Origin of the sequence: Cedecea davisae DSM 4568 (assembly GCF_000412335.2) — a bacterium.
GTDB lineage: Bacteria > Pseudomonadota > Gammaproteobacteria > Enterobacterales > Enterobacteriaceae > Cedecea > Cedecea davisae.
Window position 1 is genome coordinate 4,439,290 of the sequence record NZ_KE161030.1, and the last position, 20,298, is coordinate 4,459,587.

At 55.9% G+C, this 20,298-nt stretch carries 17 protein-coding genes; 7 read left to right on the forward strand and 10 right to left on the reverse strand.

Annotated features, from left to right (window positions below):
* Positions 1–175: 175 nt before the first annotated feature.
* The gene (locus tag HMPREF0201_RS20305) at positions 176–391 is read right to left on the reverse strand and encodes a hypothetical protein (protein ID WP_016538631.1); all 216 of its coding nucleotides are present in this window, start codon (positions 389–391) and stop codon (positions 176–178) included.
* Positions 392–792: 401 nt separating this feature from the next.
* On the opposite strand from HMPREF0201_RS20305, the gene HMPREF0201_RS20310 reads away from it, so the two are divergent.
* Positions 793–1,725, forward strand: a complete 933-nt coding sequence (locus HMPREF0201_RS20310; RefSeq protein ID WP_016538633.1) for an omptin family outer membrane protease — start codon at positions 793–795, stop codon at positions 1,723–1,725.
* 134 nt (positions 1,726–1,859) lie between these two features.
* Here the strand turns inward: HMPREF0201_RS20310 and HMPREF0201_RS20315 are convergent, their stop codons facing one another.
* A complete protein-coding gene (locus HMPREF0201_RS20315; RefSeq protein ID WP_016538635.1) occupies positions 1,860–3,497 on the reverse strand; it encodes an STY4199 family HEPN domain-containing protein in 1,638 nt (545 codons plus the stop codon).
* A 172-nt stretch (positions 3,498–3,669) separates the two neighbouring features.
* Entirely contained in the window at positions 3,670–5,088 is a 1,419-nt protein-coding gene (locus HMPREF0201_RS20320) for an aminotransferase-like domain-containing protein (protein WP_016538637.1), read from the reverse strand.
* Between the two features lie 177 nt (positions 5,089–5,265).
* Between HMPREF0201_RS20320 and HMPREF0201_RS22775 the strand changes: the two genes are divergently transcribed.
* Both HMPREF0201_RS22775 and HMPREF0201_RS20325 read left to right on the forward strand, forming a co-directional pair.
* On the forward strand, positions 5,266–5,439 hold the full coding sequence (locus tag HMPREF0201_RS22775; RefSeq protein ID WP_016538638.1) for a DUF1127 domain-containing protein: 174 nt from the start codon (positions 5,266–5,268) through the stop codon (positions 5,437–5,439).
* Between the two features lie 87 nt (positions 5,440–5,526).
* Positions 5,527–6,051, forward strand: a complete 525-nt coding sequence (locus HMPREF0201_RS20325; protein ID WP_016538639.1) for a GNAT family N-acetyltransferase — start codon at positions 5,527–5,529, stop codon at positions 6,049–6,051.
* Between the two features lie 49 nt (positions 6,052–6,100).
* Here the strand turns inward: HMPREF0201_RS20325 and HMPREF0201_RS20330 are convergent, their stop codons facing one another.
* From HMPREF0201_RS20330 to HMPREF0201_RS20360, 7 genes are all read right to left on the reverse strand, one after another.
* The gene (locus HMPREF0201_RS20330; protein WP_016538640.1) at positions 6,101–6,346 is read right to left on the reverse strand and encodes a YdgH/BhsA/McbA family protein; all 246 of its coding nucleotides are present in this window, start codon (positions 6,344–6,346) and stop codon (positions 6,101–6,103) included.
* Positions 6,347–6,541: 195 nt separating this feature from the next.
* Positions 6,542–9,586 carry an autotransporter family protein gene (locus HMPREF0201_RS20335; RefSeq protein WP_016538641.1) on the reverse strand — a complete coding sequence of 1,015 codons (3,045 nt, stop codon included), beginning with the start codon at positions 9,584–9,586 and terminating at the stop codon, positions 6,542–6,544.
* A 221-nt stretch (positions 9,587–9,807) separates the two neighbouring features.
* On the reverse strand, positions 9,808–10,170 hold the full coding sequence (locus HMPREF0201_RS20340; RefSeq protein ID WP_016538642.1) for a YibL family ribosome-associated protein: 363 nt from the start codon (positions 10,168–10,170) through the stop codon (positions 9,808–9,810).
* An 82-nt stretch (positions 10,171–10,252) separates the two neighbouring features.
* Positions 10,253–10,792: a mannitol operon repressor MtlR gene (mtlR, locus tag HMPREF0201_RS20345; RefSeq protein ID WP_016538643.1), complete on the reverse strand. Its 540-nt coding sequence runs from the start codon at positions 10,790–10,792 to the stop codon at positions 10,253–10,255.
* Between the two features lie 45 nt (positions 10,793–10,837).
* Positions 10,838–11,986 carry a mannitol-1-phosphate 5-dehydrogenase gene (gene mtlD / locus HMPREF0201_RS20350; protein ID WP_039898925.1) on the reverse strand — a complete coding sequence of 383 codons (1,149 nt, stop codon included), beginning with the start codon at positions 11,984–11,986 and terminating at the stop codon, positions 10,838–10,840.
* A 212-nt stretch (positions 11,987–12,198) separates the two neighbouring features.
* Entirely contained in the window at positions 12,199–14,118 is a 1,920-nt protein-coding gene (locus HMPREF0201_RS20355) for a PTS mannitol transporter subunit IICBA (protein WP_016538645.1), read from the reverse strand.
* 477 nt (positions 14,119–14,595) lie between these two features.
* The gene (locus HMPREF0201_RS20360) at positions 14,596–15,195 is read right to left on the reverse strand and encodes an NAD(P)H oxidoreductase (RefSeq protein ID WP_016538646.1); all 600 of its coding nucleotides are present in this window, start codon (positions 15,193–15,195) and stop codon (positions 14,596–14,598) included.
* A gap of 101 nt (positions 15,196–15,296) precedes the next feature.
* On the opposite strand from HMPREF0201_RS20360, the gene HMPREF0201_RS20365 reads away from it, so the two are divergent.
* The 4 genes from HMPREF0201_RS20365 (at position 15,297) to selB (ending at position 20,153) form a co-directional block, all read left to right on the forward strand.
* Entirely contained in the window at positions 15,297–16,181 is an 885-nt protein-coding gene (locus HMPREF0201_RS20365; RefSeq protein WP_016538647.1) for a LysR family transcriptional regulator, read from the forward strand.
* Positions 16,182–16,252: 71 nt separating this feature from the next.
* Complete coding sequence (locus HMPREF0201_RS20370; protein WP_039898927.1) at positions 16,253–16,861, forward strand: glutathione S-transferase; 609 nt, start codon at positions 16,253–16,255, stop codon at positions 16,859–16,861.
* 68 nt (positions 16,862–16,929) lie between these two features.
* Positions 16,930–18,318, forward strand: coding sequence for an L-seryl-tRNA(Sec) selenium transferase (gene selA / locus HMPREF0201_RS20375; protein WP_016538649.1), 1,389 nt, complete (start codon positions 16,930–16,932; stop codon positions 18,316–18,318).
* Positions 18,315–20,153: a selenocysteine-specific translation elongation factor gene (gene selB, locus HMPREF0201_RS20380; protein ID WP_016538650.1), complete on the forward strand. Its 1,839-nt coding sequence runs from the start codon at positions 18,315–18,317 to the stop codon at positions 20,151–20,153. Before selA ends, selB begins: the two co-directional genes overlap by 4 nt.
* Positions 20,154–20,298: the final 145 nt, after the last annotated feature.

A 20,298-nucleotide genomic window follows, 5' to 3' on the forward strand; every position in this document is an offset into this window, starting at 1 on the left:
GAATATCCGGAGCGTTTTATTTGAGAAATATAAGCGAATGAATCCGCCACAGATGGGCAGATTCAGGCATAACAGGGAATACTGCCAGTATAGTAACAACCCAATTTCAATATTAAACAAAACCTAAACACCGCATCCAACACCCAATAAAAGCGCACAAAATCATAAAGTAACGCTAAGTGAATATTTCACCGGGAAATACAGGATTTAAATTATTCAAGAATTCATTATCAAATAATGCTAAAAATAATAAAGGCCATTTATTATTATCACGCGTCTGTAAAAAAGTATTCAGGCGAAACTTCAGCTTCTCCAGCTGCGTGGCGGCGGCCTCATTTCGGGCATCAACCGTCATGTCCGGCCAGGGGTGTCCGCCGTCATCAAGCCACATTGCCCGTTAGTCATCTATCGACGCAGCGTACAGCGGCAACCTGGAATCAGCGTTGATCGACATTCAACTTCAAAGGTTCAGCGCCTGCTACAGAAAATTCACAATAAATACATATGAATAGTTATGATATATCCTTGTAACAAAAAGCTACAATTTTAATTATCTTTAAAATCAAACAATTCACCGCTCAAATATTCACCAGATGAAAATAATCTTTTCCCTGTTAAAAGACTCCTCTTAGAATACGCCCCGCCACACCAGGAAAGACAAACTAATAATAAGTTTCAACAACATAATTTATCGCGCAACGATAAGCCCCAACAGGCCTCTAACCCGGCTTCGCGGGGTTTATTTTTTGCAACACCAAACCAATGATTTTATATAAAACAGACTGATACATCATGCACAAGCAAAAATACCTGCCTGCGGCCGCCGCATTGCTGTTTAGCCCGGCGCTGTTCGCTTCGAGCAATTTTAACTTTTCACCAGATGCCGTAACCGCTGATATTTCTACCGGAGTGTTGAACGGGGAATCCAAAGAGCTTGTTTATAATCAAGATCATGGAAGTAAATTAAGTGAGTTGAAATGGAAAATTAAAAATACCCCTATTATAAAGGGCGGTATTAGCTGGGATGCACAGCGCTATATTACCCTCAACGCTAACGGCTGGACGACCCTGGCCTCTCGCGGTTCACATATGTCGGACTACGACTGGCAAACCCCGGGCCAGAGCCACTGGAGTGACAAATCTACCCACCCCGACACCAGCCTGAATTACGCTAATCAGTTCGATCTCAACCTGACGGGCTGGGTTCTGAAAGAGCCAACATATAATTTTGGGGTCACCACCGGCTACCAGGAAACCCGCTACAGCTGGACGGCGAGAGGCGGCTCATATGACTATTTTAATGGCGCGCTTATTGGCGAATTCCCGAAAAATAAACCGGGCATTGGCTACAGCCAGAAATTTAGCCTGCCCTATATCGGCCTGACCGGCAGCTACCGCTATCAGGATTTTGATTTAGCGACACAATTTAAGTTTAGCCCGTGGGTTAATGCCCGTGATAATGATGAGCATTATATGCGCCAGCTCAGCTTTAGCGAAAAAGGCAGCAACTCTAATTATTACTCGGCTACCGTTTCTGCCGGTTATTACGTCACGCCAAATGCCAGAATTTATACTGAATTAACCTGGACGCGTTTCGCAGAAGCCAAAGCATCAACCAGGACCTATGATAATAAAACCGGTGAAAGCTGGTATCAGGGCGGTGATGCAGCAGGCCTGAGTAACGAGAGCTATACCTATGGCGTAGGTATTCAGTACCGCTTTTAAATGCCGATAAGGGTCTGCCGCAAGCAGACCCTTATTGTTAATAAGCGCCTGATTATCTCGCACACTGAATCACGTTCCTGCGCGGTATTACGATTAACGAAGAGTTTGAGCAGCCCGCAGGCCGCTCTGCACGGCTAGCGCATCGCGTTGTATATCGCCTGCTGGATTTTCACCGTCTGCTCGTCTACCGGGACCGCGTCCAGCCCCTGCGCTTTTGCTTCTGCGGCACGCTGTTTTTGCGCTGCAAAGCGTATTTGGGCACGATCAACTTCTTCTTTCTGGCGCTTAACTGCCGCATCAGAACTACAGAAAGCGGCCAAAAACTGCTTTCTTAGAGAAGTGAGCTTTTGCCCATTTTTCATGCCCAGCTCTGTAGAGCCAATCAGGCGGCGGCACGGGCGCGCCTCATCCATTTGCGGGCGATATTGCAACAAAATAGTCAGCACATCCCGGTAATCAGCCGCCAGCGCCTGCTCGGCAAAATAGACCTTCCAGTTCATTCCACCCTGCATAAACAGCCGCACAATACGCGTATCGTTGCGGTTGATGGCCGCCCGCAGATTATTTTCATCCCAGGTGATGCCCATATTCGCCAGCATATCCCGCGGGCTATTGTATTCCGGCCGCTCTTTAGCCTGAACCACAGTGCTGACTACCGGCGCTGCCGCCGCAATTTCAGGCTTGCCGGAGATCTCACTCAGCATATACAGGCCAAGCACCGCAACAGCCACAACGGCTACGCCGACCACGGACCATAGCGCAGTAGAAATAACGCCGGTCGTATCCTGCTGTTTTTTAACGCCGCGAGGATCGTAGCGCTCGATAGAATCCCTGATTTCTTCGGCGTCCCCTCCCTGTGCGGAATGGTTTTTACGAGCCAGCTCGAGGTAGCTCTGTAGCGCGGTATTATCGGCCTCAAGCAGCCCCGCCGGGTTCACTTTGCTGCGCCCCTCGCTAAAGGCTTTCTGCACCGCAGAGCTAATTTCGCCGTAATAGTTGTCCAGCAGCGCGACCTGAACGGTGGTCAGCGGCTGTTTGTGCATCAGGTCGTTACGGATCTGGCGAACGCCATCGAGGAAGATTTGCAGGGTTTTGCGCTGGTCGATAAGAAAACCGAGCTGAGGCGCGCCCCGGTAGAGTTTGGCGTAATGATGGGCAAACTCTTTTTTATCCACCACCAGCAGCGCCAGCTCGCTAAACTTCATGCCGCTAAGCACATCACCCCGCTCGCCCCGCTTCAGCCAGCGGCGAACCTTATCGGCCCCAAACTGCGATTTTAGCTGATTAACCAGCTCCGCCTCGCTGCCCCAGGCCTGGTTCACCAGCCCTTTGAGAATCAGTTCTATGCCGCGCATCTGGCGCTGTGCGCCCTGCTGTAGCCCGTCTACGTCGGAAGACAGCTCGGTAGAATAGCCCAGCAGCGGCTGTTTAAAGCGAACGTGCTCAAGGTAGCTGCAAAAACGCAGCGCGGCGAGAAGCTGATTCTGGGTGACTTCCTGCCCGCTCTCATACTGCGGCACCAGCTGTTGCAGATGGCGCAGCAGCAGCGTGAATTGAGAAATTTCAGAGTCGTTAAGATTAAGCCTTTTTGCCACCGCTCCCCAACTGCCAAGCGCCATTCGCGCCTGCTCCAGTTGCTGAAAAAACCATTGCGGATCTTTGCCTTCGGCGGCACGAATGTTCAGTAACGGCAGGATCTGTAGCGAGGCCTGACGAATAATCCCGAGGCAGGTTTCAAAGTGCTCCCGCATCTGCAATGTTGCGCTGCTCATGATCGTCCTTTGTCGATGTCCGGCATAGCGTTGCCGAACGCAGAAAAAACTGCATTTTTCCGCCCCAGGCGGCTATTTTTTATGGTTATTCACGCTAAGGCCAAACTTCGCCATTAGAGCCGAGTGTAGAACAAGCAAACGACAATCAATGGCGATAAAAAGAGCAATTTACTCAGGCATTTTCCATCGCACAGCCCACAATCTCTCCGAGCGTTTTCAACGCCGCTTCGGTTGCGGGATTGAACGGCAAAGCATAGTTCAGCCGCAGGCAGTTGCGATATTTCCCGGAGGCGGAAAACAGCGAGCCGATGGCGATATGAATTTTCTCCTCGCGCAGCGCCCTGCCGAGGCGCACGGCATCCACGTTTTCCGGCAGCTCAATCCACATAATAAAACCGCCCTGAGGACGGCTGACGCAGATGCCGCAAGGGAAATAATGCCGCACCCAGCAGGTGAACAGATCGAGATTGCGCTGGTAGTGCAGGCGCATACGCCTGATGTGGCGATGATAGTGGCCGTTGCGGATAAATGCCGCCACCGCCTGTTGCGTAAAGGTGGCGCTGCTGCCGGTGCCGATGTATTTCATATGCAGCGCCCGGTCGAGGTAGCGCCCCGGCACTATCCAGCCCACGCGCAGGCCTGGCGCAAGCGTTTTGGAAAACGAACTGCACAACAGCACGCGGCCATCCACATCGAGGGATTTAATCGTCATCGGGCGCGGGTATTCATAGGCCAGCTCGCCATACACATCATCTTCAATAATCGCGATGTCAAAACGCTGGGCAAGGTTAAGCACCGCTCTTTTGCGGGCATCCGGCATGATAAAGCCGAGCGGGTTATTGCAGTTAGGGACTAAAAATACGGCCTTAATTGGCCACTGTTCCAGCGCCAACTCCAGTGCTTCTACGCTGATCCCGGTGACAGAATCCGTAGGGATTTCAACCACCTTAATACCGTAACCGCGCAGCATCTGCATGGTGCCGTGAAACGAAGGCGACTCCACCGCCACAATATCTCCCGGTTCGCATACCGCGCGAATAGCAATCGACAGCGCTTCATGGCAGCCGTTAGTGACCACAATATCGTCGACGTTAATCACGCAGTTGCTGTCCAGCATCAGGCGCGCAATTTGCTCCCGCAGCGCTTTTACGCCGTACATGCCGTCGTAGGCCAGCATATCCGCTTCCTGGTACTGCGCCAGCCGCCCCATTTCCCGCCACAGCGGCTTGATGGTTGACTGCGTGAGGTCCGGCGAACCGCTGCCAAAAGCCACCAGCTCGCAGTCCTGTCTGGAATTCACCAGTTCCAGCACCGCATCCCACTGCGTGACCTCCACCGGGCGCTGTACCGGGCGGGTCAGGGGCGGCACCGGCGGCACGGCTTTGCGCGGTGCCACAAAATAGCCGGAGCGCGGCTGGGGCGAAATCAGCTGCTGATCTTCCAGAATATGGTAAGCCTGCTGGACGGTGCTGATACTGACGCCGTGTTCGCTGCTCAGGCTGCGAACCGAAGGCAGGCGCTCACCGCTTTGATATAAGCCCTGCTCAATACGCTCCGCCAGCAGCGTGGCAAGATGTTGGTAACGCGTCATGCTGTATCCTCACCCGGAACCATACAGAAGGAAAAACCAGTACAGAATGTGCAAAAAAATGCCATTCAACCGCTGTTTTAGCGCTTCTGTATGTTAAAGAAAAGTAATTTCTGAATCTGTCTGCTTTTAGCCCGCTGGCGGATGATAGCTCCCGGAGCAACAGCGAGGAGCAACATCATGGGCTTTGATGAAAATCACCACCGCAGGCCGTTTCACGGTCTGGTTATGCTTTACCAGTATTTCCGCCGTATCAGGCAGCGCCGCCAGACGGTACGCGCCCTTCGCGAGTTAAGCACGGAGCAGCTCAGGGATATGGGGTTAACAAGGGATGACTTATCGCGCTGGGAGTGAAGACTAAGCGGTGCCTCAGGGCTGGCGCCGCTTTTTATTTACTGCTATCAAAGAGGCTACTAAGACGATAAAAAAATAAGGAGCCCGATGCACATTCTGACCCCTCGCCTGACCCTGAGCCAGGTAACCGAACAGGACTGGCCATTTTTCTGCTACCTGCAACAGCACCCGGACGTCATGCGCTATATCGATGAAGCGCGCCCTGAGGCCGAAATTCGCCGTGTCTTCGACTTACGCCTGCCCGAGTGGCTGCCGGAAAGCCGCCACTGGCTCAGCCTGGTCATGCGGCACCAAAAAACCGGCGTGCCGATAGGCATTACCGGGTTTGTTCGCCGCGAGGACGGCATAGCGGAAGTCGGTTTTATACTCGACCCGGCATTTCACGGGCAGGGCTACGGATATGAATCGCTGTATGAGGTTTGCGCTTTTGCATTCGCCGAAATCGGCATTCGTAAGCTAATAGCGACCGTGACGGCGGGAAATATCCCGTCAAGAAAAGTGCTGGAGAAAGCAGGATTTCAGCTTGAAGGCACGCTGCGGGAGAATTACTGGCTGGGTGAAAGCTGGCAGGATGACTGGATCTTTGGCCTGCTCGAGAGAGAATTCAGATAAAACACGGGCCGCGCAAGGCGGCCCATACAGCGTGATTTGTCTTTACGGCTTAGTTGTAGATTTCAGCAACGCCATACAGTTTGTTATCGCCACCGGCAGAGATGATGCGGATAGATTTCGCGCCAGCCTGCTCGGCTTTTTGCTGTAACTGATGTTGCAGGCTATCCAGGTTAGAAGCGCCGCTAGCGGACACGGTACCCAATTTCTGGCTGCCTGCCTGCTGAGTTTCAGCGGCAAAACCGGAGAAGGAAGCGGCGAGAGTCAAAACTACGGCAAAATATTTGATGCTTTTCATGATGGTCACCCTTAATGTTTGGTTTCAGAGAAGGCTGACTGCCTTCGATGAAATAAGAATAGCGCCGGGCAACTTCGTTTGTTAGCGGAACAATTCGCTTATCTTATTCAAAATTACTGAACACAAATTAATCACTAAGGCTAACCGGGAAATGGCCTCACACCGGGAACCGCCGCAAGGCCATGATGGACGGGATCACCAGCTCCAGCGCACGCCGACATTGCCGGTAACAATGCGCTGATGCTCGCCGCCAAAATTGGTGAGGTAACCTGTAGTGGCGTAGAGGCTGCCGTTCTGGCTCACCTGCGCCACCAGCCCGGCACCTATTTGCCCGGCAGTTTGACCAACCTGATTCGTCAGGGTGGTGCTGGCATCAAAGTCTGTTTTGTCATCCTGCCCAAACGAGCGCAGAACGTTGAGGCGCAGGTACGGTTTCCAGCTTATGCCGCTTGCGTCAAACGCCCATTGCAGCCGCGTCCCCACCCGCCCCTGCCAGACATTGCCATTATTCCAGCGGACGTCAGACACGCCGTCGTTCAACGAGTCCAGAGAGGTTCTCTGCCACACCAGCTGTGCCTGAGGCTCAAGCGTTAAGCCCTCACTCAGCGTGAAAGGCAGCCCCGTTTCTACCGAGCCGGTGATGGCGTTGCCGTCGGCAGAGCCGCTCACGCCATTGTTAGAGCTGGTGTTCAGGCGTAGCACGCTGCCCATTAACACCGCGTCGGTATACCACCCGGAAGGGGCGACCCGCGTCCAGTAGCCGCCGTAGTTGTAGTTATTGAGCTGCAACTTGCCCACGCCCATGCCCTGTTTTGCCAGCGCAAAACCGCCTACATCGCCGGTGGCTCTTGAGAAGCCAAACAACACGCCCGCATGGTTGCTGGCCCCGCCGTCTTCGGTGCTGGCGTATAGATCCTGCCCAAGCTGTAGTCCCCACAATGTGCCATTGAAGGAAGGATTAACGTCGCCGCTTTGGCGAATATCCGCGTGGCTGCCCCAGCTACGTGCCCAGAAGGCCGGAGCCTTATTGTTGCCGCCGAGCAGGCTCTGTTCGCCCTGTCGGTCATGGAAGGTGTCGATTTGTTGCAGGTTAAGCTGGCGCGCGACCGCAGGCGCTTCAACATAGAGCGGGACTTCAGGCCGGTAAACATTTAGCGTCTCGCCGCCGCCGGATGTCTCATCTCCTTTTCCTGCCTCAATAATGGAGTCAGGCGTCCCTTCTCCCGGCGTAATCGGGGTCACGGTTTCCGGAGGCGTTGGCGTGCCTTCATCCGGTGGAACGGGCACGACGGGCTGAACAACAACAGTATTACGCAGATACCAGCTATTACTGCTGCCATCCGAAACCCCGCCCTTTGCAAGATAATAAGAATACGCCCCGGCGCTGATGGTTCCGCCGGACAGGCGGAAGGCGTTTGCCGCGCTGGTCGCGCCGTTGATAGCCTGCACAACCTGGATCCCGTCCGCATTGGTTTGCGCCCCGACGCCGCCGCTGTTGGTCACTTGCAGCGTGCTGCTGCCCGAAGCGCCACCGCCGCTGAGGATAAGCTTGTCGGATGCGGCTCCGTCGCCCGCCAGCACCGAATTTAGCGCAAGGACGCCATTCTGCCCGACGTAATTACCCGCGACGGTCAGACTATTTCCCACCCCGCTACCGCCGAGCTGGACTAACCCGGCGTTGCTCAGATTGCCGTTAATCTGGAAGTTGCCCAACGCGCCGCTGACCTGCGATGGCAGCGCATTAGCCACGGCTATCATGCCGTTATTGGTTACGTCGCCGTTCACCGTGCCATAGCCGCCAAGCGTAGCCCCGGAGGCAACCGTTGCGCCGCTGGCAAGCGAAGCGGAGGCATGAGCGCTATCTCCGAGCAGCAGCGTTCCTGCGCTGACGTTGGTGCCTCCGGTATAAGTGTTAACGCTATTGAGTGCTAAGGTGCCGCCTCCCGCTTTTTCCACCGCTCCGCTACCGCTGATGGCGCCCGAATACTCGCCCTGATTATTTTGCAGGAAGCGCACCAGCCCGCTGTTGTTTACCGACAGCGGCAGGTTGGCCGAGTTGGCCTGCAAGGTCGCTCCGTTGCTCACCGCTGCCGTTACGGAGGCGGTGGTGGTGCCCAGCGTTCCGGTTAAGTCGAGCGTGCCTTTTTGGATTAACGCCGTAGTGAACGCCCCGGTTCCGGCCCAGGTCCAGTCGCTGCCCGTCATATTCAGCGTCTGAAAGTTGGTAAAGGCGTTATCCGCCGTGCCGGTCCCTTCCAGCGTGACGGAGTTGTTACCCCTTCCGCCGTCGGCCAGGCCGACAATCTGCGAACCGGTCTGAAGGATCAGCGAAATGCTGCCGTTGCCGCTCAGGATAGCCGTCCCGCTTCCACCCTGAATCAATCCGGCATTGGTGATGGTGATATTGCCGTTGGTGGAGCGAATACCGATCCCGTTATTACTGATTATCTGCCCACCCGCCAGGTTATTAATGGTGGTGTTAAAGCTGCTGCCGAGCGTATTCGCCACCACGCCGTCAACGCTGCCGCTTGAGGACGCCGTTCCTTTTGACTGAATCAGCCCGCTGTTATTCAGCGTGGCATTGTTGCCCTGCAAAAATACCGTTGGCGCGTCTCTGCCCGTGGTGGTCAACGTCCCGCTGTTATTAACCGTACCGCTCCCGCCCAGCAATGAAATAGCCCTGGCGTTGTTGCCAGAGGTCGTTACCGTCCCGGTGTTGGTAATCGTATTCCCCGAAGCTCCGGGGTTACTTTGCCCCCAGGCGGCGGTCATGCCGTAGGAATTATTGCCGCTGGTGGTAATTGTTCCGTTATTAATCAAATTGTTGTTATTACCGTTAGCGGCCATACCGTCGTTGTAAGCGCCCGTAGTGGTCAGCTTTCCCGCCGCCCCGTTGGTCACGGTATTGTCGTTATTGGTGCCAATCAGCAGCGCGCCACGGTTAGCTACCCCGGTACCGTCTCCGGATAAAGTTAACGCACCGTTATTGGTGATAGCGCTGGAAGTGTCGACGGAAAATGGGGTGGGCGAAGTGCCCAGCGTGTAGCTGCCCGAAGCGGTTGAATCGATATTGAGAGTGACATTGCTACTGCCGGTGACGGCAACAACCGGGGGCGTATTTACGCCGCTACAGGTCACGGAAGTGCCGCTTGCAGGCGCAACGGAGGTACAGGCCGCGCTAACAGCGCCGGTGAAACCAGCAAAACAAACGGGAACCAGAGTGAGGGCTTTTATTTTCATGTTTTCTCTCGCATCAAGAAAGATAAACAAATTTCAGCAGGTTGAGTTGGCAGTCCCTGCCATTACGTCATGAGAGAAAAGGGGATATTTCCTGTATGACCCTGAACGTTATTCGGGGCGCAAAGAAGCATCACCCGGCTCTTAAATATAGAGTCGGGTGATAATTTGTGAGGATTTTCTACGAAATTTTTCCGGTTTATTTCACCGAAAAGAGAGCGCTATCAGAAATCGATGCGGGAGAAGCCGGTCATTTCGGTCAGTTCCATCTCGCGGCCCAGGGCCGTCATCGGATGAACAATCACCAGGCCACGCACGCTCTTCTTGAACTTGCCCATGTCGGCCTGCTCTTTCTTGGTAATCGGGCGTTTAAACGGCATCGCCATCAGTTTCTGGGCTTCTTTGCTCAGCTTCTGGTTACGCACCGCCTGCAGGCGGGCAATTTCAATTTCCAGCTTCTGCTTCTCTTTATCCAGCTCGGCGTATTTTTCCGCCTCGTTGATCAGGTGCAGTTCTGGCATTTCGTGACGGATGGCGTCCAGACGATCGCTGAGACGTTTAATTTCTGCTTTTTCGATTTCTTTCATTTTTGACTAACCGTGAATAAATTGCTTTGCGGCAAGGATACACCATTCGGCGTAAGAGGGCGAAAGAGGACTGAAGCCGGGGCTATTTCTTGAAAGCTTTTTTTAAGCTGATCCGCGAGATCAGCTCGGTCAGGGAAAGTACCATCGTGGAGCGGACAATTTGCATGTAGCGCTGCCGCTGCATCGCCAGCAGCTCCGGGTCGCTGCCGTCAACAAAGGTCGGCGTCGGCGGCATCGCCGCTACGCAGTGCAGCTCGCCAAACGGACCAAGAATTTCGTCGTCGGTAAAGCTGTACTCATTGCCGTCGTGATTAAGCTCTTCGCGTAAAGCCATTAGCAGCTCGCAGTCTTCGTACTCGGCGCGGTTCAGCACGCCCAGCCCGTAGATAAGCTTCAGGCGCACCGACAGGTCGCCCAGCGGCCCGTCGCCGTCCAGCAGCGGCTCCACCGCGTATTTTACCGCGTAGTCATCTTTACGGAACACCTGGAGCACCAGAATATTTACCGCTTCGGTCAATAATTCGACGGCAGCAATCAGCAGGCTACGGACGGTTTTGCCGGCATTAAGACGCTCAAGCACGCGGTTTTCAAAGGCCTGGGTTTCTTCCATTTTTGCCTGCATCACTAAAAATGTTTCAGGAGCGGCGTCCACCGCCCCTGCATAGGGTTACGCTATGGCGTTATACGCCTTCACCGCCTCGGTAACGGCTTCGCTATTGGCATCCAGACCAGAGACTTCTGCCAGCGCCGCCTGCGGGCCTTTATCCGCCAGCAGTTGCTTCAGCTCCTGAGCCTGCGGGTCCTGCTCGCTGTGGTAGTGCATCGCCGCCGCAATCCCTTTGATCAGGTTGGCATGGCCTAAACCGTACTCAAGGGTGCCGAGCAGCGGTTTCACCAGGCGGTCCCCGGCGCTGAGTTTACGCAGCGGCTGGCGGCCAACGCGTTCCACATCGTCTTTCAGATAAGGGTTTTCGAAACGACCAAGGATTTTCTTGATATACGCCGCGTGCTTGTCGGCCTCAAAGCCGTAACGCTTAATCAGCACCGCGCCGCTCTCTTCCATCGCCCCTTTCACTACGGCGCGAACTTTCTCATCAAGAATGGCATCGCGGATAGTCTGGTGCCCGGCCAGCTGACCGAGGTACGCGGTTATAGCATGCCCGGTATTCAGCGTGAAGAGCTTGCGCTCGACAAACGCCATAAGATTATCAGTAAGTTCCATGCCAGGAATGTTCGGTAGCTCACCTTTGAACTGAGTTTTATCCACAATCCACTCGCTAAAGGTTTCAACAGTCACTTCCAGCGGGTCGTTAGTGGCGGACTCGGACGGCGGAACGATGCGGTCAACGGCGGAATCAACAAAACCTACATGCTGCTCAACCCACGCCCATGCGTCTGCGGAGAGGGCTTTCTTCACATGCTCTTTGAGCTGGCTGGTGCCGCGCACCATGTTTTCGCAGGCGATGATGTTCAGCGGCGCTTCGTTGCCGTTAGCGCGGCGCAGTTCCAGACCTTTGGCCAGCGTAGGCGCGATGCGCTCAAGCACGACCGGACCGACGGCGGTGGTCACTAAATCAACCTGAGAAATCAGCTCAACGACTTCGTCGCCGATGCTGCTGACGGCATTCACGTTGGAAACGGTATCAACCTGCTGCTGCTCGCCCACAACGTGAACTTCATAGCTGTGACGCGCGTTCAGGGCATCCAGCACGACCTGGTTCACGTCGGCAAAGGTCAATTGCAGGCCGGCATCCGCCAGCAATTTGCCAATAAAGCCACGACCGATATTACCTGCACCAAAATGTAATGCTTTCATTGCGTTAACCTTCCTGATTATTTCACCCGTAAGGGCTGGGGTAAGGATACTGTGTACGAATCCCCTCACCCTAGCCCTCTCCCCAAAGGGGAGAGGGGATAATTCTATGCAACTGCTGTTTCCTCTCTCCCCAGGAGGAGAGGGATAATTCTATGCCCCTGTTGTTCCCCCCTCGCCCCTCCGGGGAGAGGGTCGGGGTGAGGGGCAAGCCCTTACTTCTTACCGGCCAGCAGATCCAGCACTTCCTGGACGCTGGTGGTGTGCGCCAGGCGCTCAATCACCGACTCATCATCCAGCGCGTTGGTCAGGCTGGTAATAACCTGAATGTGCTCGTTATTGCGGGCGGCAATACCGATAACCAGGCGGGCAATGTCTTCCGGCTCTTCGCCGAAGTGCACGCCTTCAGGGTACTGGCAGAACACCACGCCGGTTTTCAGCACGCGATCTTTAGCTTCTACGGTGCCGTGAGGAACCGCGATGCCTTCGCCCAGGTAAGTCGGGGTCAGTTTTTCGCGCTCAAACATCGCGTCAACGTACTCAGGCTGAACGTAGCCGCCGTTTACCAGTTGCTCACCGGCGAAGCGAATAGCTTCTTCTTTGGTGCTAGCTTTCAGGCCGAGGAACACGTTACCCGCGCCCAGCTTGAATACGCCTTCTTCGCTGGAAACAAAGCTGTCTTCCAGGCTGTGCATCACCTTCACTTCTTTGTCGCTCAGGTTCTGAGAGGCAACCAGGCGCTCAACCAGGTTGGCATACAGGCTGCTGTCGAGGAAGTTGGTCAGGGAGATATGCTGCGCCTGAGGCACCTGGCGCATAGCGCGCTCGGTCAGGTCGCGGTGGGTAATCACCAGGTCAACATCGTCCGGCAGGCTGTTGATTGCGCAGTTGGTCACGGAGATGTTTTTCAGGCCCGCGTCGTTCACTTTCTTACGCAGCACGCCCGCCCCCATGGCGCTTGAACCCATACCAGCATCGCAGGCCACGATAATTTTGCGTACGTGGCTCAGGTCGTTAGACAGCCCAGCACCTACCGCCAGCGGCGCTGCGCCACCTTTGGACTCGGCTTTCATCTCCTGCATACGGCGAGCCGCAGCTTCGATGTCGTCTTCTTCTTTCACTTTGCTGGTTTTCAGCAGAATGGCGGAAACCACGAAGGAGACAACCATTGCCGCACAGATAGCCGCGATGTTAGCGAAGTAAGCGCCTTTCGGGGTCATCGCCAGAACGGCCAGGATAGAACCCGGAGAAGCCGGGGAAACCAGGCCGCCGTTCAGTACGGTCAGGGTGAACACGCCGGTCATACCGCCGAGGATAACGGCCAGGATCAGACGTGGATTCATCAGCACATACGGGAAGTAAATTTCGTGGATACCGCCCAGGAAGTGGATGATAGCCGCGCCGCCAGCGGACTGCTTGGCGTTACCGCGACCGAAGAACATGTACGCCAGCAGCACGCCCATACCCGGACCCGGGTTAGCTTCAATCAGGAAGAAGATGGATTTGCCCAGCTCGTGGGACTGCTGAATACCCAGCGGCGAGAAGATGCCGTGGTTGATGGCGTTGTTCAGGAACAGGATTTTCGCCGGTTCTACGAAGATAGACGCCAGCGGCAGCATGTCGTGCACAACCATGAAGTTAACGCCCGCTGCCAGAACTTTGGACAGGACTTCAACCGCAGGGCCAATACCCATGAACGCCAGAATCGCCAGGATCATCCCGATGATACCGGCAGAGAAGTTGTTCACCAGCATTTCAAAGCCGGACTTAATTTTACCGTCGACCCACTTATCAAAGTGTTTGATCGCCCAGCCGCCCAGTGGACCGGCAATCATTGCGCCGAGGAACATCGGCATATCCGCGCCGACGATAACACCCATGGTGGTGATAGCACCCACCACGCCGCCGCGGTCACCGCCAATCAGGCGGCCACCGGTGTAACCGATTAACAGCGGCAGCAGGTAAGTGATCATCGGGCCTACCAGCTTCGCCAGCGTCTCGTTTGGCAACCATCCGGTGGGAATAAATAAGGCCGTGATAATACCCCAGGCGATAAACGCCCCGATATTTGGCATGACCATATTGCTGAGAAAACGACCAAAGCTTTGCACTTTGATCTTGATATCGGATGACATACTCGTACCCCTTGTTGGTGTTACGCGCTGGGAAGCAGCCCGAGGTTTATTGTTAACGTAGCGGCAGGGTCGCCGGCCTGATGCAGTAAAGTGAGGCGAATCTGGCACTGAATCGTTTAGCTGTCCAGCCGACGACAAAATATGTGACTTAGATCACCAATAATCAGAGATCACCCTCCATCATTGAGTGATCAGCGTCACAAAATGTTTGTGTAAAAAAAATACACGGCTGCTTTTTTAACCCTGATTGACCTTTTTATGTGACAAATATCACATTTACTTATGACGCCTTTGTTATTTATTTGTGATCTATCTCACAAGATATTTTCAGGCAGATTAATCCGAGTGTGATCCAGTTAAAATATGGCAGTTGACAGCGGGCGAACATTAATTGCGCGATGAAAGTAAATTACAGCGAAGCGGGGGCGCGTTGAGAGGAAGCAAGCGCGACGAAAAACGCCGCGCCCTGATGGATGATTATTTAGCTAAATCCACGACAATGCCGCGGGCCTGAGCAAACAGCTGCTGATAGTGAGCATCGCTATCGCCAATGCCCTCTTCCACGCCGAGGGTGTTATACAGAAAGTCGATTTTCGCATCCTGCACGCCCAGGTAGCCCATTGAGCCATTGATGAAGTCGGTCATGTTCTTTTCCCAGCCGTATTTCACAAAGCCTTCCTGCGAGCCGCCCACCAGCGCCACCCAGCGAATTTTTTTGCCGCCCAATTTGCCGCCGGGACCGTAACCCAGGCCGTAGTTCCACACCCGGTCGAGGTAGCCCTTGAGCATCGCCGGGAAGCTGTACCACCACACCGGGAACACCACGACCACGGTATCTTTGTCTTCTATCTCGCCAAACAGGCGGTGGACTTCCGGGGAGTATTGCTTTTCCGGCTTGTTCCAGTCCGGCTCGTCGTCCACGCCCAGCGCCGGATCAAAGCCGCTGCGGTAGAGATCAAGAGAAGAGACGTTGATGCCGCGCTCCGCCGCCTCGCCCTGAATTTCCTGTACCACCTGCGCGGTTAACGAGTCGCTGCGCGGATGGGCCCAAACAATATACATATTCTCTGATTTCATGGAGTTATCTCAGCCTGTTGGGAAGTGACACCCACTTTACGGCCCCCGGATAATTCTGTAAAACGTAGTATTTAAGATGGGTTAATGAAAGGTTTTCACTAATGGCGCTGAATTTTTCCGACTTTGCGACCTTTATCGCCGTGGCTCGCCATAAAAGCTTCCGTGCCGCCGGGGACGAGCTTGGGCTGTCGCCCTCCGCCATCAGTCACGGCATCAAACAGCTGGAGCAGCGCCTGAAAATCCGGCTGTTCAACCGCACCACCCGCAGCGTGTCGCTCACCGAGGCGGGGTTTAACCTGTATGAGCGTCTGCGCCCGGCCTGCGACGAAATAAACACCATTCTCGACGAGGTGAATTCGTTTCGCGATACGCCGATGGGCACCCTGAAGATCAACAGTTCCCGGCTGGCTTCACGCCTGATTTTAATGCCGCTGGTCGCCGGGTTCACCCGCCGCTACCCGGATATCAAAGTTGAAATCACTACCGACGACCGGCTGGTGGATATCGTCAAACAGGAATATGACGCAGGCATTCGCCTGAGCACTACTGTGGAAAAGGACATGATTGCGGTGCCGATTGGCCCGAAGGCAAAAATTTGTGTAGTCGCCACGCCGGAATACCTTGCGAGCTACCCGGCGCCCTCACATCCGCGCGAGCTGGTGAACCATTGCAGCGTGGTTTTCCGCTACCCAAGCGGCCGACCGTATTGCTGGGAGTTTTACGGGCCGGAAGGCAAGCTGGAGGTTACGCCGTGCGGCAACATCGTGGTGGACGACCTCGACTCCGAACTGGAGGCCGTGCTGTGCGGCGCCGGCATCGGTTATCTCTATCAGCCGCAGGTAGCAGACCACCTCGCAAGCGGCAGGCTGGTTTCCATGCTGGAGCCCTGGCTGCCTGACCTCCCGCCCTTCCAGTTCTACTACCCGAGCCGCCAGTACATGCCCAGCACGCTGCGCGCCTTCGTCGACTACATAAAAGAGCAGTAGCCGTAGACATTTCCGCCAATGTTGGGTATCTGTTCCATACTTACCCCGTGTTGGCGAAAATGGATAATGTCATGAAACTGATCGGCAATTACACCAGCCCGTATGTGCGTAAAATCTCGGTGATCCTGCTGGAAAAAGGGCTCACATTTGAGTTTGTAAACGTTAATCCGTGGGTTGATGACAGCCCGGCACCGCAGTTCAACCCGCTGGGCAAAGTGCCGACGCTGATTACCGATGAAGGTGAACAGTGGTTTGACTCTCCCATCATCGCCCAATACCTTGAGCTACTCGATCTTGCCCCCGAGATTATTCCGCGCGACCCAAAAGCAGCGCTAAAAGTTCGCCAGCTCGAAGCCCTGTCTGACGGCATTCTCGATGCCGCGCTGACCTCAGTACGCGAGAAGTTCCGCCCGCCAGAGCAGCAGTCCGAAGAGATTCTGGTGCGCCAGCGCGAGAAAATTAGCCGCGCGCTCGACATGCTGGAGCAGTACGCCGCAGACGGCACTCTGACCGCCGAGCCGCTGAACCTCGCTAATATTTCCGCTGCCTGCGCCGTGGGCTATCTCAACTTCCGCCGCGTTTCGCCGGGCTGGTGCGTAAACCGCCCGCACCTGGTGAAACTGGTCGAAAAATTGTTCCTGCGCGAGAGTTTTGCCCGTACAGAACCGCCCGCAGCATGATCTGCGGCCAGGACAGGGGGCTTTGTCCCCCTGTAAACTAACCAAAATATTCTACTTCAGCCTCTGCCATGACAATCGCTCAAAAACTCTTTAGCCATCTTCCGGCGACCGACCGCCTGCTGCGTGATGCCGCCTTTACTTCTCTGCTTGCCGAATTCGGCCACACTCGCGTGGTTGCCGCCGTCAGAACGCTGCAAAACGAAGCGCGGGAACACATTCGCGCCGCCGGCCAGTTGCCGGACTGGTGTGAAGACTGGGCGAAGAAAACGCGAGCCGTACTGCAAAACGGCCAGCGTAGTGCCTTACAGCCGGTGTTTAACCTCACCGGCACGGTGCTGCATACCAACCTTGGCCGTGCTTTACAGGCCGAAGCGGCCATTGAGGCAGTAAGCGAAACCATGCGTTCTGCCGTGACGCTGGAATACTCGCTGGACGATGCCGGGCGCGGCCACCGCGACAGGGCATTAGCCGATCTGCTGTGCGAGCTGACCGGAGCGGAAGATGCCTGCATCGTCAATAACAACGCGGCGGCGGTGCTGCTGATGCTGGCCGCCTGCGCGAGGGGCGGGGAAGTCATCGTCTCTCGCGGGGAACTGGTGGAAATTGGCGGGGCATTTCGCATCCCGGACGTCATGCTCCAGGCAGGCTGCGGGCTGGTAGAAGTTGGGACAACTAACCGCACCCATCTAAAAGATTACCGTGCAGCGGCGGGGGAAAATACCGCCCTGCTGATGAAAGTCCATACCAGCAACTACCATATCGAAGGCTTTACCAAAGCGGTGAGCGAGGCGGAACTGGTCGCGTTAGGCACCGAGCTGAACCTGCCGGTAGTGACCGATTTGGGGAGCGGCTCGCTGGTGGATTTAAGCCAGTGGGGATTGCCGCCGGAGCCGATGCCGCAGCAGCTCATTGCCGACGGCGTAAGCCTGGTGAGTTTTTCTGGCGATAAACTGCTCGGTGGCCCGCAGGCGGGCATTATCGTCGGCAAAAAAGCGCTTATTGAACGCATTCAGAGCCACCCGCTGAAGCGCGCGCTGCGTGCCGACAAAATGACGCTTGCGGCGCTGGAGGCAACGCTACGCCTGTATCAGCACCCGGAAACTCTGGCCGAACGCCTCCCCACGCTGCGCCTGCTGACGCGCAAAGCCGAAGAGATCCATCTTCAGGCCTGCCGCCTGCTACCTGCGTTTGAGCAGCGCTTTAGCGAGCAATTTACCGTACGCGTTGAAGATAGCCTTTCGCAGATTGGCAGCGGCTCCCTGCCGGTTGACCGCCTGCCGGGCGCGGCGCTGACCTTTACCCCGAAAGACGGGCGCGGCTCTTCCCTGGCCTCTCTGGCACAGACCCTGCGCGAGCTGAAACGCCCGATTATCGGTCGCATCACCGATGGTCGCCTGTGGCTGGACCTGCGCTGCCTTGAGAATGAAGTATTGCTGCTGGAGGTGATTGCCCTGTGATTATTGCTACCGCCGGACACGTCGATCACGGCAAAACTACCCTGCTACAGGCGCTAACCGGCATAAATGCCGACCGCCTGCCGGAAGAGAAAAAGCGCGGCATGACCATCGACCTCGGCTATGCCTACTGGCCGCAGCCCGACGGCAGAGTGATTGGTTTTATCGACGTGCCGGGTCACGAGAAGTTTCTGGCTAACATGCTGGCGGGCGTCGGCGGCATCGACCATGCGCTGCTGGTCATCGCCTGCGACGACGGCGTGATGGCGCAAACCCGCGAACATCTGGCCATTTTGCAGCTAACGGGCAACCCAGCGATCACCGTGGCGCTCACTAAATCCGACCGCGTCAGTGAAAGCCGCGTTGAAGAAGTAAAAGCTGAAGTCATCGCGTTGCTGGGCGATCCCCAGGCAGCCATTTTTGTTACCGCGGCAACAAGCGGAGCAGGTATTGAGGCTCTGCAACAGCATCTGCGACAGCTCGGCGAACGCCCTCACGCCACCGCGCACCGCTTCCGCCTTGCGATAGACCGGGCCTTTACCGTGAAAGGCGCGGGGCTGGTGGTGACGGGCACGGCGCTGAGCGGCCAGGTTAACGTCGGGGACACCTTATGGCTGACCGGAGCCGACAAACCGATGCGCGTGCGCGGCCTGCATGCCCAAAATCAGCCGGTTTCCACCGCGATGGCCGGGCAGCGCATCGCGCTCAATATCAGCGGTGATGCGGAAAAAGCAGACCTCAGCCGCGGTGACTGGCTGCTTAGCGAAAAACCGCTATTGCCGGTGGAACGGGTCATCGTCGAGCTGCAAACCCTGCACCCGCTCCAGCAGTGGCAGCCGCTGCACATTCACCACGCCGCTCGCCACGTCACCGGCCGCGTCTCGCTGCTGGAAGACAACCTGGCCGAGCTTGTACTGGATGTGCCGCTGTGGCTGGCGGACAACGACCGCCTGGTGCTGCGCGACATCGGTGCCCGCACCACGCTTGCAGGCGCACGCGCCATCCTGCTCCACGCGCCGCGGCGCGGTAAGCGCCAGCCCGCCTTCCTGAGCTGGCTGGCAGAATTAAGCAACGCCGGAGATGACAACCAGGCTCTGAAAGTGCATTTAAAGCGGGGATCGGTGCAGCTGGCCGACTTCAGTTGGGCACGCCAGCTCACGGCGGAAGGACTACAGGCGCTGATCAACGCGCCCGGCTATTTGCAGGCGGGCAGCGCGCTGCTCAGCAACGAAGTAGCCGCCCGCTGGCAGCAGAAGCTTCTCGATGTACTGGAACGCTACCACCAGCAGCACGACGATCAGCCCGGGCCGGGCCGCGAACGCCTGCGCCGCATGGCCCTGCCCGCCGAGGACGAAGGCCTGGTGCTCTCACTTATCGAACGGATGCGCGGCGAAGGCCTGCTGGTTAGCCGCCAGGGCTGGCTGCATCTTCCGGGGCACGAGCCTGGATTTTCCGCAGCGCAGCAGGAAGTGTGGAGCAAAGTGGATGCTCTGTTTGGCGACGAACCTTGGTGGGTGCGCGACCTGGCAAAAGAGACCGGGCAGGAAGAGCAGGCCATGCGCCAACTGTTAAGATCCGCCGCTCAGCAGGGGCTGGTCACCGCGATTCTTAAAGATCGTTATTACCGAAACGATCGCCTGCAAACCTTCGCCGATCTGATCCGCGAAATGGATCAAGTCCACGGCGCCACCAGCGCGGCCGACTTCCGCGATAAGCTGGGCGTTGGCCGCAAACTGGCAATTCAGATTCTGGAGTATTTTGACAGAACCGGCTTTACCCGGCGGCGCGGGAACGAGCATCTTCTCAGGGATAGGGCGCTATTTTTACCTTCAAACTGAGGTTATCCCGGTGTAGGTTCCGGGAGAGAACAGACAGGTGTTCACGGACAGGGTGAACACCTGTTCGGTATAGCGGGTAAATATTCGATCCGTGAGCCACGTCGTAAAGCAGATGCCAGGCGGCGAAGAAACAAGCAATGCCATC